The organism is Ligilactobacillus sp. RTP31139st1_D10_RTP31139_211217, assembly GCF_040226755.1.
GTDB lineage: Bacteria > Bacillota > Bacilli > Lactobacillales > Lactobacillaceae > Ligilactobacillus > Ligilactobacillus animalis.
On sequence record NZ_JBCOAR010000005.1, the window covers coordinates 51,066 to 65,205 of the forward strand.

Annotated in this window: 12 protein-coding genes; 2 read left to right on the forward strand and 10 right to left on the reverse strand. The window is 41.1% G+C overall.

The features are described 5' to 3' along the window. Positions 1–64 precede the first annotated feature (64 nt). The 7 genes from recA to ABT996_RS04245 all read right to left on the reverse strand — a co-directional run bounded on the left by recA (position 65) and on the right by ABT996_RS04245 (position 8,722). A complete protein-coding gene (recA, locus tag ABT996_RS04215; RefSeq protein WP_010689242.1) occupies positions 65–1,171 on the reverse strand; it encodes a recombinase RecA in 1,107 nt (368 codons plus the stop codon). 216 nt (positions 1,172–1,387) lie between these two features. Further along, positions 1,388–1,975: a CDP-diacylglycerol--glycerol-3-phosphate 3-phosphatidyltransferase gene (gene pgsA / locus ABT996_RS04220; RefSeq protein ID WP_004048187.1), complete on the reverse strand. Its 588-nt coding sequence runs from the start codon at positions 1,973–1,975 to the stop codon at positions 1,388–1,390. Positions 1,976–2,082: 107 nt separating this feature from the next. Continuing rightward, positions 2,083–3,012, reverse strand: coding sequence for a helix-turn-helix domain-containing protein (locus ABT996_RS04225; RefSeq protein WP_035449309.1), 930 nt, complete (start codon positions 3,010–3,012; stop codon positions 2,083–2,085). Between the two features lie 39 nt (positions 3,013–3,051). After that, the gene (gene ymfI / locus ABT996_RS04230; RefSeq protein ID WP_010689245.1) at positions 3,052–3,780 is read right to left on the reverse strand and encodes an elongation factor P 5-aminopentanone reductase; all 729 of its coding nucleotides are present in this window, start codon (positions 3,778–3,780) and stop codon (positions 3,052–3,054) included. After that, complete coding sequence (yfmH, locus tag ABT996_RS04235; protein WP_035449312.1) at positions 3,777–5,084, reverse strand: EF-P 5-aminopentanol modification-associated protein YfmH; 1,308 nt, start codon at positions 5,082–5,084, stop codon at positions 3,777–3,779. Before yfmH ends, ymfI begins: the two co-directional genes overlap by 4 nt. Then, on the reverse strand, positions 5,084–6,346 hold the full coding sequence (yfmF, locus tag ABT996_RS04240; RefSeq protein WP_035449315.1) for an EF-P 5-aminopentanol modification-associated protein YfmF: 1,263 nt from the start codon (positions 6,344–6,346) through the stop codon (positions 5,084–5,086). Before yfmF ends, yfmH begins: the two co-directional genes overlap by 1 nt. Before the next feature lie 189 nt (positions 6,347–6,535). After that, entirely contained in the window at positions 6,536–8,722 is a 2,187-nt protein-coding gene (locus ABT996_RS04245) for a DNA translocase FtsK (protein WP_081797101.1), read from the reverse strand. A gap of 374 nt (positions 8,723–9,096) precedes the next feature. Between ABT996_RS04245 and ABT996_RS04250 the strand changes: the two genes are divergently transcribed. Further along, on the forward strand, positions 9,097–10,734 hold the full coding sequence (locus tag ABT996_RS04250; protein ID WP_035449320.1) for a peptide ABC transporter substrate-binding protein: 1,638 nt from the start codon (positions 9,097–9,099) through the stop codon (positions 10,732–10,734). A gap of 97 nt (positions 10,735–10,831) precedes the next feature. On the opposite strand, the gene trmL is transcribed toward ABT996_RS04250, so the two are convergent. The 3 genes from trmL to ABT996_RS04265 form a co-directional block, all read right to left on the reverse strand. After that, the gene (gene trmL, locus ABT996_RS04255) at positions 10,832–11,341 is read right to left on the reverse strand and encodes a tRNA (uridine(34)/cytosine(34)/5-carboxymethylaminomethyluridine(34)-2'-O)-methyltransferase TrmL (RefSeq protein WP_035449113.1); all 510 of its coding nucleotides are present in this window, start codon (positions 11,339–11,341) and stop codon (positions 10,832–10,834) included. Positions 11,342–11,560: 219 nt separating this feature from the next. Then, entirely contained in the window at positions 11,561–12,418 is an 858-nt protein-coding gene (locus ABT996_RS04260) for a methyltransferase domain-containing protein (RefSeq protein ID WP_010689250.1), read from the reverse strand. A gap of 8 nt (positions 12,419–12,426) precedes the next feature. Beyond that, positions 12,427–12,936 carry an aminoacyl-tRNA deacylase gene (locus ABT996_RS04265; protein WP_010689251.1) on the reverse strand — a complete coding sequence of 170 codons (510 nt, stop codon included), beginning with the start codon at positions 12,934–12,936 and terminating at the stop codon, positions 12,427–12,429. A 220-nt stretch (positions 12,937–13,156) separates the two neighbouring features. Between ABT996_RS04265 and ABT996_RS04270 the strand changes: the two genes are divergently transcribed. Continuing rightward, a complete protein-coding gene (locus ABT996_RS04270) occupies positions 13,157–14,134 on the forward strand; it encodes a GMP reductase (protein ID WP_035449111.1) in 978 nt (325 codons plus the stop codon). Positions 14,135–14,140 lie beyond the last annotated feature (6 nt).

A 14,140-nucleotide genomic window follows, 5' to 3' on the forward strand; every position in this document is an offset into this window, starting at 1 on the left:
GACCTTTTATCTAAAAAGTGTCGCAAAAAAAGAGTAGCCTTAGCAAACGGCTACTCTTTAAAGTTTATTTGTCGTCTTTACCTAAGTCCAAACTGACCGGCTTGTTAGTTGCTTTTTTATCAACTTTAGCCGCTTCTTTTTCCTTAGCTTTTTGTTCTTTTTCGAGTGCTTTCTTCTCTTTTTGTGTGAGCGTTGGCGTATCACGAACCTTTTGGGTGATCTCGTCGGCCACTTCTGGATGTTCACTCAAGTAAGCCTTTGTCTTTTCACGGCCTTGACCGATATGGCTACCACCATAAGAGAACCATGACCCGCTCTTTTCGATGATATCTTTTTCAACTGCTAAGTCGATCAATTCACCCATCTTCGAGATCCCTTCACCATACATGATATCGACTTCTGCCGTTCTAAATGGTGGTGCGACCTTGTTTTTCACAACTTTGATCCGTGTCCGGTTACCTAAAACATCTGAACCATCTTTGATCTGTTCAGCACGCCGAACTTCCAAACGGATCGTCGAATAAAACTTAAGCGCACGTCCACCAGGGGTCGTTTCTGGATTACCAAACATCACTCCGACTTTTTCACGGATCTGGTTGATAAACAAAGCGATCGTCTTAGTCTTGTTGATCGTACCTGAAAGTTTACGTAAAGCTTGAGACATCAAACGTGCTTGTAACCCAACGTGTGAATCACCCATCTCACCTTCGATCTCAGCCTTAGGAACTAAAGCTGCTACGGAGTCAATGACCACGATATCTACCGCCCCAGAAGAGACCAAAGCATCTGCGATCTGTAGCCCTTCTTCACCAGTACCAGGTTGGGAGAGTAACAAGTCATCGATGTTAACGCCCAAAGCTGTCGCATAAGCAGGATCAAGCGCATTTTCCGCATCGATATAGGCAGCTAGGCCGCCTTGTTTTTGAACTTCAGCCACAGCTTGCAAGGCAACTGTTGTCTTACCAGAACTTTCAGGGCCATAGATCTCTACGATACGTCCCCGTGGGAAACCACCTACTCCCAAAGCTTCATCAAGGGCCAATGAACCACTTGGAACAGTTGAGATCTGGGTATCAGCCTTTTCACCCATCTTCATGATGGCACCTTTACCGAAATCTTTTTCGATCTTCTTGAGCGCTTTGTCTAAAGCAACTTGTCTTTCGTCAGCCAAATTTACTCCTCCTCTTTGTCATCTACTCACAAAGAACGTTTCCTAATCTACGTTCAATTACTCTGTACCATATATCATACTTATTTTTTTCAAAAAAAGCAAGCATTTTGCGAACTAATGTTTGATATATTTTAACCTCACTTTAAAGATACGCAAATCACTTAGATTTCTATGCAAATAAATAGACTACTTCACAACTGAAGTAGTCTATCATTTTTAATCGTTAAAAGAATCGGCAAAAATACTTCTACTTTTCCAAAAATAATCCAACCCTGAATATACTGTAAAGAATAAGCAGATATACAATAAGATCTCGCCGATCATGATATTTGCATTGATAAAGAAAACATTATTCAAATACAAGAACAAGATCGCAAACATTTGTGTCATCGTTTTGATCTTACCTGGGAGTTCAGCCGCCATGACTTTACCATCATTTTCAACGATGATCAAGCGCAAACCAGTTACGGCCAATTCACGGCAAACAATGATCGCAGCCACCCATGCTGGGACTTTTCCCATCTGCACCAAGATGATAAATGCGGTCATTACTAACATCTTATCGGCTAAAGGATCAGCAAATTTGCCAAAGTTGGTAACTAATTTTTGCTTACGTGCGATCTGACCATCCGCAAAATCCGTGATCGAAGCGACGGCAAAGATCAGCGCTCCGAGCAATTGTGTGGTCGGGATAACAGTCCCAGCTAAGACCACCTCGCCCCAATCAAGTGGCAATAGCAGAACTAACATGAAGATCGGGATCAAAATGATCCGTAAAACTGTCAATTTATTAGGTAAATTCATAATTTTCTACTGTGTTGGCGGAAAAGTTTCATACTTTGAAAAGCGCACAGTTTCCTTTCTTAGATTTACTTATGCTTTGGCATCCGCCTTTTTCTGCCATACTACTTTTATTGTGCCGTTGTTTGTGCGACGTTCAATGTGATCGTACGTACAGTCAATGTCTCGTTTTCTTTCAAGAAATCAAATTTCTTACCGTTGATCTTGATCGAGGTTGCCTTTGAGTTTCCTAAATTCAACGTGATCGTTGTTGTATTTTCAGGGATCTTAATTGTTTGTGTAGCATTATCAGCACTAAGCGTTCCTTGCCATACTTGAACTCCATTAGCTGAAACAGCATTCCAAGCTGTTGCGCCATCAGAAACTGACATTTCGATCTTATTTGTAGCTGGCGCATTTTCTAGATCATATACGAAAGCTGAACCCGCAGCTGAAGTGTTAGTGATCTTTTGCTTAATTGCCTTTTTAGATTCTTTCTTAGCTTTTGTACTTGAGCTTTCTTTTTTAGATGTGCTACTACTTTCACTACTTGAAGATTTTTCCTTTGAACTACTGCTCTTAGCAGAACTTTCGGAAGAAACTGAGACGCTTTGGCTGTTATCCGCGATTTGGGTACTGCTATTACGGTCACGATCCCCCCAAGCAAAGATGTAGATCGTCCCTAAGATCGCAACTACGATGACTACGATGATGATCGTTGGTAAATAACGGATCAAACCTGCCAGGATCGGTGACATAGTTTTTTCTTCTTCTTCGCGCTTGACGGCTTCGGTGCGTGTCGTTGCTTCTGTTTCTTCTTTTGGCTTTGGTGCGTTATTTTCATCTAGCTTGACTAGCAACTCTTCTGGATCGATCCCCACAGTTTCGGCATATTGCTTGATAAAAGCTCGCACATAAAATTTACCTGGTAATGCCGCAAAATCACCGTCTTCGATCGCGATCAAATAACGTTTTTGGATCTTGGTCGTTTGTTGCAAGTCATCTAGTGTCAAACCTTTTTCTTTACGTGCTTCTTTTAAAATTGTTCCAATATCTGTCATTTTATCTAATTTCTCCGTCTCTTTTTTAGATTCTATCGTCTACACGAGCCAACCACCGGTCACATAAAGTGTCTGACCCGTTAAATAACTAGCTTTAGGGGCTAACAACATTTTTACGAAATAACTTATCTCACTTGGCTGAGCAAAGCGACCACTTGGGATCTCTTCTTCGACTGCTTGCCGTTCACTACCAGAAAACATCTGATTCATCTGCGTATCTATCGCTCCAGGTGCGATCGTATTGACTGTGATCCCCAAAGAGGCGACTTCCTTACTATAAGCTTTGCAAAAAGCACTTTGCGCCCCTTTTACCGTACTATAACCGACCTCTAAAGCACTACCAGCTCCACCATAGACCGAACCGATAAACACGATCCGTGCCGCTTGACTGCGAGCTAATTTAGCTTCGAGCGACGCGATCAAACGCAACGGGCTCTGCAATTGCATCGCTAGAATTTGATCAAAAGCTTGCGGTTCTTGTTGACTAAATAGACCATATTCAGTCGTTCCTTGCGCAAAGATCAATGCATCTAGGCTACCAAAGATCTGGGAAGCTACTTGGGGCATCGTGTCTGGCGCTGTAAGATCAGCTTGGAGTGCTAAAAAATCTTGCTTGGGATAATTCTTCGCTAGTTCTATTACTAGATCATCCACACGCGTTTGATTGTGATAGTAATGTAAATATAACGACCAGCCATCAGCAGCTAAGTCTTTGGCTATTTGGTGACCTAGATCACCTGAGGCTCCACAGAGCAAAGCCCATTTCATTGATCTTCATCTTCTTTCGGGAGAATTTGGTAAACACTGATCGCCTCTGAACGTAAGAACTGTTTGGCAACAGCTCTGATATCATCTAAAGTCAATTGTTCTAAAAGCGCTCCAACATCAAATAAGGTCGCACTTTCAAATAGATCAGCTTCATAACGATTAGCGATACTCTCTAATGAATTCATTGCTTGGAGGTTTCGTCCGATCAGCTCACGTTTGGCTAACTCGAAAGCAGATCCTTTATCTTCTAAAAACCCTAACGCGTGCTCAGCGATATCGATCACAGCATTGGATAGTTCTTGCGGTTTATTGGTATCACCTGAGATCGTAGCAAAATGAAAACCACGTTCTAAAGAAAAATCATAACCAAAACTATCATCCAAGACACCTGCATCATAAAGTTCTAAGTATTTATCTGAAGTTTCGCTGTAAAGTAAATACAATAATAATTCGACTGCTAGCTTATACCGCAAGCCTGCCCGACCAGCTGGGACTTGATCTAATCCCTTGATCCCAATGATCGTTTTAGGGCGCTGGATCTCCAATTCAGTCATGCGATAAGGGATGATATCCTTACCCTCGTGATCAAAAAATTCTTCGGCACGCTTGATCGGCTCAGCACTTGGAAATTCCTTGGCTGCTTGATTTTCTTTGATCAACTCGAGCATCGCTTCAACTTCAAAATTTCCGACTAAGAAGAGATCCATGTTACTTGGCTGATAAAAAGTCTTGTAACAATCATAAAGATCTTGGGCAGTGATCTTATTGATCGAATCAACTGTCCCAGCGATATCGACACTTAATGAATTTTTAGGATAAAGGTTTTCGATGATCCCAAAATACAAACGCCAATTGGAGTCATCATCATACATTTTGATCTCTTGACCAATGATCCCCTTTTCTTTTTCAACTGTTTTTTCCGAAAAATATGGCGCTTGCACGAAATCCAATAACGTCGTCACACACTTAGCAACATTGTGTGTCGTTTGAAACAGATAACTCGTACGCGTAAAACTGGTAAAGGCATTGGCATCAGCCCCATATCTACCAAATAGTTCAAAGGCATCGTGATCTTCTTTTTCGAATAATTTATGTTCCAAAAAGTGGGCGATCCCGTCAGGAAAACGGCGAACTTCAGTCTCACCCAAAGGAACAAATTCGTTATCAACTGAGCCATAGTCAGTCGTCAAGATCCCATAAGTCTTATGAAAATCTGCTCGAGGCAAGAAATTGACTTTCAGCCCATTATCCAAAGTAGCAGTATAAAGCGTCTCGCCAAATTGCGGATAACTATTGATCTCCACTAAATATGCCCCCCATCTAAGAAAAATACGGCTTGAAGCTCAGCTAAATCAGCCACCTCTACCACATCTTGAGCCGAAACTCGGTTGATCTTTTCGATCCAGGTCGCTGGTGTTTCTGGCACTTGGCTCAAGATATCTAACTGACTACGTGTGATCGCCGTCATTTGATTATCCAAACGGCTCTCATAACCGTTGATCAAATTTAGTTTGATATTTTCTAATTCAGCTTCACTGAATTTACCTGCAGCTAAGTCAGCAACTTGTTGTTTGATCAAGCTGTAGGCTTTTTCCTTGTCACTTGTCTTGATCCCTGTTTGGATCAAGAGCAATTGCCGGAAAGGATCAAAATTACTACTTGCATAGTAAGCCAGACTTTCCTTTTCTCGTACATTAGCAAATAATTTAGACTGTGGTGAGCCCCCCAACAAAGCATTGAAAACTACCGCAGCATAGTGTTTGTCCGTGCGATAAGCGGTCGGCAAGCGATAAGCTAAGTCTAGCTTACTTTGATTTAAAGTCTGCTTTTCGACCACTTCAACTACTTCAGCTCGTGCTGGCTGTTGATAACCAAGCTTGCCGAGCGCAGTCATTCTTTTGCCAAAAGGTAAGGTGAGCGCCTTAGCCTCAACTTCGGCTTCCGCGACATCTCCTGACACAAAGATCTGGATCTGATCATTTTGAAGCATTTCCAAATAATAAGCATAGAGTTCAGCTGCCGTAACTGGAGCTAGATCCTCCACTGTGCCGTAGTTAGCGGCTTGTTGGATCGTATCCTCAAAATAGATCTTTTGCAATTCTAACGCCGCATAGGACTGCTTATTATCTTTGACTGCTTCGATATAAGCGGTCAAATTAAGCTTTTGCCGTTCAAAAGTCGTTTCATCAAAGGCCCCATCATTAGCTAATGGTGCAAAGATCAATTCTTTTAAAAATGAGAAAACTTGGTCTAACAAATCTTCGGGATGCAAAAGATAGTTATCATTTACACAATTCAAAACAAAATTTAGAATATGTACTTGCCCACGACGACTGACTGTTGTACCAAAACTTGCTCCATACATCTTGGAAAGCTCTAAGGCAACCGCTTTTTGCGTCGGATAAGCTTGACTACTCGTTTCTAAAATATTAGCTAATAGCGTTCGCATAACGAGTTCTTTGCGATCTGTCAACTCTTTTAAAAATGAGATCACGACTCGTGTTGTCTTGAACTGTTGTGTAGGGATCACATTCAACATGACCCCCGCATTGATTTCTTTTTGCACTAACAGTTCCCCCTTCGATATGTTACTGATATATTTCTAGTTGTTTGGTCAAATAGTTTATATACTCTCTAACTATGATAAGGTAAAAGCCCCGTATTGACAAGTTTCAATCACAAGGTTTTCCTTTAAAAAAATAAATTTTATTTCCACTAAAAAAGCTCGTCTAGATCAGACGAGCAAAAAGTGCGATCAATTATCGACTTTTTTCGATTTTAAATAGACTTGGCGTGGTTTAGACCCGGCTTGTGGACCGATCATCCCACGATTTTCAAGTTCTTCTACGAGATTAGCAGCCCGATTGTAACCGATCCTAAAGTGACGCTGGATCAGCGATGTACTGCATTTTTGTTCCTGCGTGATAAAGGCCACGACTTCATCGAAAAGCTCATCAGTCCCATTGCCATCTGGGGCTTTGAGCTCACTTTCAGAAACTTCTAGCGCTTGATCATAGGTCACTTCAGCTTGGGCTTTGATGAAATCAACAACATTTTGAACATCTTCATCGTAGATATATGCCCCTTGGACTCGCGATGGTTTATTTTGGCCCATTGGTAAATAGAGCATATCACCTCGACCCAATAATTTTTCGGCGCCAACTTGATCGATGATCGTCCGTGAATCAGTCCCACTTGAGACCGCAAACGCCATCCGCGAAGGCACATTAGCTTTGATGATCCCGGTAATAACATCCACCGATGGCCGTTGTGTGGCTAAGATCAAATGGATCCCAGCGGCACGTCCCATCTGTGCGATCCGTGTGATAGCCGCTTCGACCTCATTACCAGTCGTCATCATCAGATCGGCCAATTCATCAACGACTACTACGATATACGGCATTTGCTCATAGTTAGCTGGATCTTTAGCCGCAAATTTATTGTAGCCGTCTAAATTTCGTTGCCCAGTTCGAGCAAATTCTTCATAGCGCTGTTGCATTTTAGCCACAACTTTTTCCAAAGTAACTGCTGCCTTGCGTGGTTCTGTAACTACCGGCGTCAATAAATGCGGTAGATCATGATACATCCCCAGCTCAACTTTCTTAGGGTCGATCAAGACCAACTTGACCTGTTCAGGAGGACAGTTCATCAACAGACTCGTCAAGATCACGTTGATCGCGACTGATTTACCGCTCCCGGTCGAACCTGCGATCAATAAATGTGGCATTTTGGCTAGATCAGCTGTGATCAATCCATTTGAAATGTCACGTCCCAATGGTACTTCGAGCGGAGCAAAATCAGTTGCTTGAAATTCCGCCATCAGTTCTTTAAATGAGACCATCGCCACATTTTGATTGGGCACCTCGATCCCAACTAAAGCTTTCCCTGGAATAGGCGCTTCGATCCGAATATCTTTAGCCGCTAAAGCTAAAGCAAGGTCATCAGCCAAACTGACAAACTTCGAGACCTTGACCCCTACTGCTGGATGCAATTCATATTTAGTCACCGCCGGACCTAAAATGATATTTTTTAGTTCAGCTTCCACCCCGAAACTTTTAAGCGTCTCAGTCAATACTGCTTGATTTTGCTTGATCTTCTTTTTTTCAACTGAACGATCAGGAACTGGTGTCTCACTCAATAAATCGAGCTGGGGCAACTCGTAAGCTTCACTGTTAAATGCTGGTCGTGTTTTTCTTTTAGCAGGTCGTTCGGGCTTTGTTTTAGGCTTTTCAGCTGGCATCGTGATCTCTGGCACTGATGCAGCTGGTTCAAATTGGTCATATACCACCTTTTCGTCAGATATCTTCTCTTCTTTAGGAGCTGACTCGATCTCATCTTCATTGATCAGTGCTTTAGAAGCATCTTCTTTTAATTTCCCCAATTCACTATGGGCTTGTTTGATCAAATTTTGGCTGCCTATTACCAATGCTTTTAAAGCTCGACCTAAATTTTCCAGAACAGTTCCAAATGAGATCTGGCAAATAAATAAGACACCCGCACCGAGCAAGAGCACCGCTAAAAGATATGAACCCAATTGTCCCACTAAAAAATAAGTAAGACTATACAATAAAACGCCCACGATTCCACCAGCCAGATCTTCATTCAAAGTTCCAGCTACGAGGTCATGCCCTGCTCGCTCTAAAAAAGCATTCAAAAAATCAGTGTGGATCGCAAGTTCTTGAAATGAGTACGCACTAACAAAGAGCACGATCCCTAGATATAGCAGGATACCACCTAAAATATAGTTGGCTTTGAGTTTAGGGCGTTTATCAAATAACAACCCATAGCTCCCCAAAATGAGTAACAAAATTGCCCCTAGCTGATAAGTATTGCCGACTACCAAGCGAATCATATTGGAAAATAATGTTCCTAAAAAGCCCAATTCAAATAACGCCAGGCCTGCAGAAGCAATGGTCCCAGCTCCGTATAAACGCCAGGTCATTTTAAAACTTGGCTTCGATCGTTTACCTCTCTTTTGAGGACTTGTTTTTTTCTTTCTAGTTTTTTTTTGCTGTGCCAAGATTTACCCCTCAATTCCCTTTAGGTCCCAAAAGACCCTTCTCAACCATAAATTATAACACATTTGCCCCAAATCAATATCCTCAGTTAAATATAATCTTTTTCAAATATAAACAATTAGTTCAGATAAAACATAAATCTTTTTATATTAAACTTTATCATGATATATAAATTCTAAAAAATAAAAATAATTATCTTGAAATTATAATTTTTATAAAATAAAATAACAGAAATTAAAAAATAACTTTTTTAATTGAGGGGTAGCTTAGAAAATAATTATCTAGGGGGAATACACCTATGAAGTTTAAAAAACTTTTAGCTACGTGGAGTACATTAGCCGTAGCAACTCTAATCTTGAGTGCATGTGGTTCACACAAAGCACAACAAAGTTCAAACAAACCAGCCACCAAGCAAGTTTTAAACTGGTCAGTTCCAAACGAACTCGCGACGCTTGACTCTATTACTGTCGCCGAAAGCGGTAGCGCCAATATGATCAATAATTCCATGGAAGGCTTGTTCGTGCTTAAAAACAATAAAGCCACAGCTGGATTAGCGATCGATACTAAAGCTTCTGCCGACGGTCTCACCTATACTTTTTCTCTTCGCAAAGGGGCAAAGTGGTCAAATGGCGATCCTGTCACAGCTCATGATTTTGTCTTTGCTTGGCGGCGTTCGGTCGATCCAAAGACAAATTCTTTGGCTGCATATATGTATAGTGGGATCAAAAACGCTGATGATATTTTGGCCGGTAAAAAAGCAGCAGAAACATTAGGTGTCAAAGCTTTGAGTGACACTAAACTTGTCGTCACACTCGATAAACAACTCCCGTATTTGAAACTGTTGCTAGCAGATGCCCGTTTCTTTCCACAAAATCAGCGAGCAGTCGCAAAATTCGGCAAAAAATATGGAACTAGCTCCGATACCACCGTCTTCAACGGACCTTTCGTACTTAAAAACTGGACTGGTTCTAATTTGAGCTGGAAATTAGTCAAAAATAACAATTACTGGAATAAAAAGCACATCAAAATGGAAACGATCAACTTTAAAGTCGATAAGAGCTTTACTACTGCCTACAATCTCTACCAAGCCAATAAAGTTGATTTCACTCACCTAAGTGCCGAACAAGCCAAACAATTAGCCGACCAGCCAGGGTATCGGGTCTTGCGCCGGGCTCAAATCACGTATATGAAATTCAACGAAACAAAAAAGGAATTTCAAAATAAAAAGATCCGTCAAGCTATCGGTTATGCGATCGACCGCAAACAAATGGCCTCTTCTGTTGCTGGAGGCGGTTCTGTACCATTGACCAATTTAGTTCCACAAGGTGTCTCGACCTTTAAAGGCAAAGATTTTGCGACTTGGGCTAAAACCAAAGTCGGTGTCAGTTACGATCCAAAATTGGCTCATAAATTACTCAAAGAAGGTTTAAAAGAACTCGGTGAAGATCACTTTGAATTCACCCTCTTGGGCCGCGATACCGAAATTTCGAAAAAAGAAACTGAATTCATCCAAAGCCAGATCGAACAAACTTTACCTGAAGTCAAAGTCCAAACAAGTAATATCCCGATCAAGATGCAAATCGCCAAAGCCGCCAAAGGCGATTTTGACGTAACCTTGACTGGCTGGTTAGCCGACGTAGCCGACCCAAGCAACTTCTTAGATATCATGACAAAAAATAATCCTAACAACATGGGGAAATATGCTAGTCCAAAATTCAACGAACTGATGACTGTTGCTGAAACGAGCGATGCCATGGATAAAGATAAACGCTTTTCTGATCTGATCGCAGCGGCTAAACTGCTAAACGAAGATCAACCGGTCGTCCCACTGATTCAAGATGGTACTCCTGAAATGTTGCGCCCATCAGTCCACGGTATGATCCAAAACACTGCGGGTCTAACTGAAAACTTTCGCTCTGTATACATCACAGAGTAATATACTATATAAATACTAAGGGTCCCGCTATGATGCTTTTGCATCATAGCGGGACCCTTGGTATTACTTTTTGACGGCTACATAAAACTGCCCATTTTTATTTTAACTTATCATTTTCATAAGTATGTGTTTTTTCCAAACCAACAAAATCTTGTTGACGCAAAGCCTCGTAAACTACGATCGCTGCCGTATTTGATAGATTCAACGCGCGAATATGTTCATCATTTTGGGGGATCCGAATGCATTTTTCTTCATTTTGACGCATGAAGTTTTCGGGCAGACCCGTTGTTTCCTTACCAAACAAGAAATAATGGTCATTTGCTGTTGCATAATCAACTTCCGTATAAGCACGGGGAGCAAACTTAGAAACTACATGCAACTGATCATTTTCACCTAAAGTTTCCAAGAAAGCTGGTAAATTAGGATGATAAGTTATCTTGACCTTATCCCAGTAGTCTAATCCCGCGCGTTTTAGATACTTATCTTCTGTCGAAAATCCCAACGGCTCGATCAAATGCAATTCAGTATTGGTCCCAGCACAGGTCCGCGCGATGTTACCTGTATTGGCTGGCATCAGTGGTTCAAATAAAACAATATGGTTAGCCATTTCAACTCTTCTTTCATTCTTGAGCTACTAGTCCAAACTAGCAGCAGATAGTATTTTTACACAAAAAAAGCGTAACTGTTCGGTGTGGGCACGGCGAACAGTTACGTTAATGAAGTACAATCACATAGTAACTAACGACAGTTCCGTTAATTACTCATAACCGATTTCTTAATGAATACTATAGCATTCATTAAAGTAGTTTTCAATCTTTTTTCAAAATTATTTTTCACTACTGAGTAAGGTCACATCCACGGTGATCTGCTTTAACGGCTGACTCGCAGCTTTTTTCAGACTTTCAGCTGAAGCTCCCCACTGTAAAGGTGTCATTTTCATAAGCGCCGCAAACAAAGCATCATCTAGCGAAAATACGTACTTTATCCGTGTACTAGTTGCATTAGGGTAGTGCTTATAGAAGAGATCTAATACTTTTTGATTACTATATTCGTGTTTTTCATCATTTTCAGCGTATAATAAACGCCGTAATTCCCCTAGATAGTTAGCATTGGGAATGACTTTCAAAAGTTTGCCCGTTTTTTTCTGGACTCGCGCAAATTCACCATAAGCAGATGGCGAAAAAATATCGATCAAATAATCAAAACTTTGTTCACTAAACGGTAGGTCAGCTAGATCTGCAATGCAAAAAAAGCCAGCCGTCTCTTGTTGCGTCGCCAGATTGATCGCACGTTTCGAAATGTCAAAGCCAACATAACGATCAGAACTATCAGCTCGTTTATGTTCTAATCGTTGTAAGACACTACCTTCCCCGCAGCCAATATCAAGCACTTTGATCCCCGCTCGTTCACCGATCTGGTTCGCTATTTCTTCAATGATCGGATCAAAAAAACCAGCTTGTAGTAAAGACCGACGTGCTTGCCACATTGCATCATCATCATAGTCACTTTTGACGCCATGTTTGATCAAATACAAGGTTCCTTTTTTAGAAAGGTCAAATTGATGATCGTTAGTACAGTAAACCGTTGTCTTTTCTACCTTACTAAAAGGAGCTCGACAAGTCGGACACCGAAATAGCCCTTTGTTTTGCGCAACAAATTGCGCTCCCCGTTCGATTTTTTTCATACTCATCCCTACTTTTCGACCTTGATATATTTACCTTTAACTAGATCCATCAAATCAGTTTGTTTCAAACGGACCGAGCGCCCTACTTTACCAGCTGAAACTGAGATCAGCGGTTGGTCTTTGATCCGTTCATCAAAGTAGATCGGAAATCCTTTACGCACATTGATCCCGATCGGTGTATTTGCACCATGGATATAACCCGTGATGTTGATCAAATTTTTATTATCCGCCAAGTGGACTTGCTTTTTCCCTAGCTCTTGGGCTACTAACTTGAGATCGATCTCATATTCAAGTGGCAAACACACGACCACATAATCTTTAGGATCTTTATTCGCTTGTAGCACGATCGTTTTTAAAATAGATTTAGGATCGACACCTTGGGCATTAGCTTCTTCTAATGCAGACTGGCCCCTAGTCAACCATTCAAACGAAGCTTCTTCATATTCAATATGATGTTGATCTAGGATCCGTTCGTCATTTGTCTTTTTTTCTTTATTTTTTTTAGCTTTTTTTGCCATAAATTCTCCCTCGCTTTCACTCCTGCTTTATTTTAACGTGGATCTACACACTTGTCGAATTGCTTAATTTATTAAGTTAAATTTAATTAATGCAAAAACCGAACTTTTTTTAATACGAATATTTTTTTATTTGACTTAATCTGACTAATACGTTATATTTAATTTTGCTCTTTAGAGCTAATGATTTTTTTACGAATAATAGATAAAGGGGTTTATAATCATGCCAGTATTTGATTATGAAGATATTCAACTTGTTCCTAATAAATGTATCGTTAAAAGTCGGTCTGAGATCGATACCCGTGTTAAATTTGGTCCAATGACCTTCAACATCCCGGTCGTTCCAGCCAATATGCAAACCGTGATCGATGAAGATTTAGCTATTTGGTTAGCACAAAACGGTTATTTCTATATTATGCATCGGTTTGAAGAAAACAAACGTGTCCCATTTGTTAAAAAGATGCACCAACTTGGGCTCTTTGCCTCGATCTCAGTCGGGGTCAAACCACAAGAATATCAATTGATCGATCAACTTGCACAGGAAAATTTGATCCCTGAGTATATCACGATAGATATCGCTCATGGCCATTCAGATACCGTGATCGATATGATCAAATACATCAAGGCAAAACTCCCTGGGACCTTTGTGATCGCCGGTAACGTTGGAACTCCTGAAGGCGTCCGTGAATTAGAAAACGCTGGGGCTGATGCTACTAAAGTCGGGATCGGACCAGGTAAAGCTTGCATCACTAAAGTCAAGACTGGCTTTGGAACTGGTGGTTGGCAATTAGCTGCCCTTCGCCTCTGCGCTAAAGCTGCTCGTAAACCGATCGTAGCTGATGGCGGGATCAGAACTAACGGTGATATCGCTAAATCCGTTCGTTTTGGAGCTTCAATGTGTATGATCGGCTCAATGTTTGCTGGACATGCCGAAACTCCTGGCGAGATCATCGAACAAGATGGCAAAAAATATAAGACTTATTTTGGTTCGGCTTCCCAATACCAAAAAGGTGAATACAAAAACGTCGAAGGTAAGAAGCTCTTAGTTCCTTACCGTGGTCACATTTCCGATACCCTTCGCGAAATGCAAGAAGACTTACAATCCTCCATCTCTTATGCTGGTGGACGTGACTTGGCTGCACTTCGTAAAGTCGATTACGTGATCGTTAAAAACTCGATCTTCAATGGTGACCAATACTAAAGAATA

Excerpts from the sequence above, each read along its gene's own strand:
- ABT996_RS04265 (WP_010689251.1), bottom strand. The coding sequence starts at position 12,936 with ATGGCAAAAAAAGCTAAAAAAAATAAAGAAAAAAAGACAAATGACGAA.
- ABT996_RS04245 (WP_081797101.1), bottom strand. The coding sequence starts at position 8,722 with ATGACCTGGCGTTTATACGGAGCTGGGACCATTGCTTCTGCAGGCCTG.
- trmL (WP_035449113.1), bottom strand. The coding sequence starts at position 11,341 with ATGGCTAACCATATTGTTTTATTTGAACCACTGATGCCAGCCAATACA.
- ABT996_RS04225 (WP_035449309.1), bottom strand. The coding sequence starts at position 3,012 with ATGACAGATATTGGAACAATTTTAAAAGAAGCACGTAAAGAAAAAGGT.
- ABT996_RS04270 (WP_035449111.1), top strand. The coding sequence starts at position 13,157 with ATGCCAGTATTTGATTATGAAGATATTCAACTTGTTCCTAATAAATGT.
- ABT996_RS04250 (WP_035449320.1), top strand. The coding sequence starts at position 9,097 with ATGAAGTTTAAAAAACTTTTAGCTACGTGGAGTACATTAGCCGTAGCA.
- pgsA (WP_004048187.1), bottom strand. The coding sequence starts at position 1,975 with ATGAATTTACCTAATAAATTGACAGTTTTACGGATCATTTTGATCCCG.
- ymfI (WP_010689245.1), bottom strand. The coding sequence starts at position 3,780 with ATGAAATGGGCTTTGCTCTGTGGAGCCTCAGGTGATCTAGGTCACCAA.
- ABT996_RS04260 (WP_010689250.1), bottom strand. The coding sequence starts at position 12,418 with ATGAAAAAAATCGAACGGGGAGCGCAATTTGTTGCGCAAAACAAAGGG.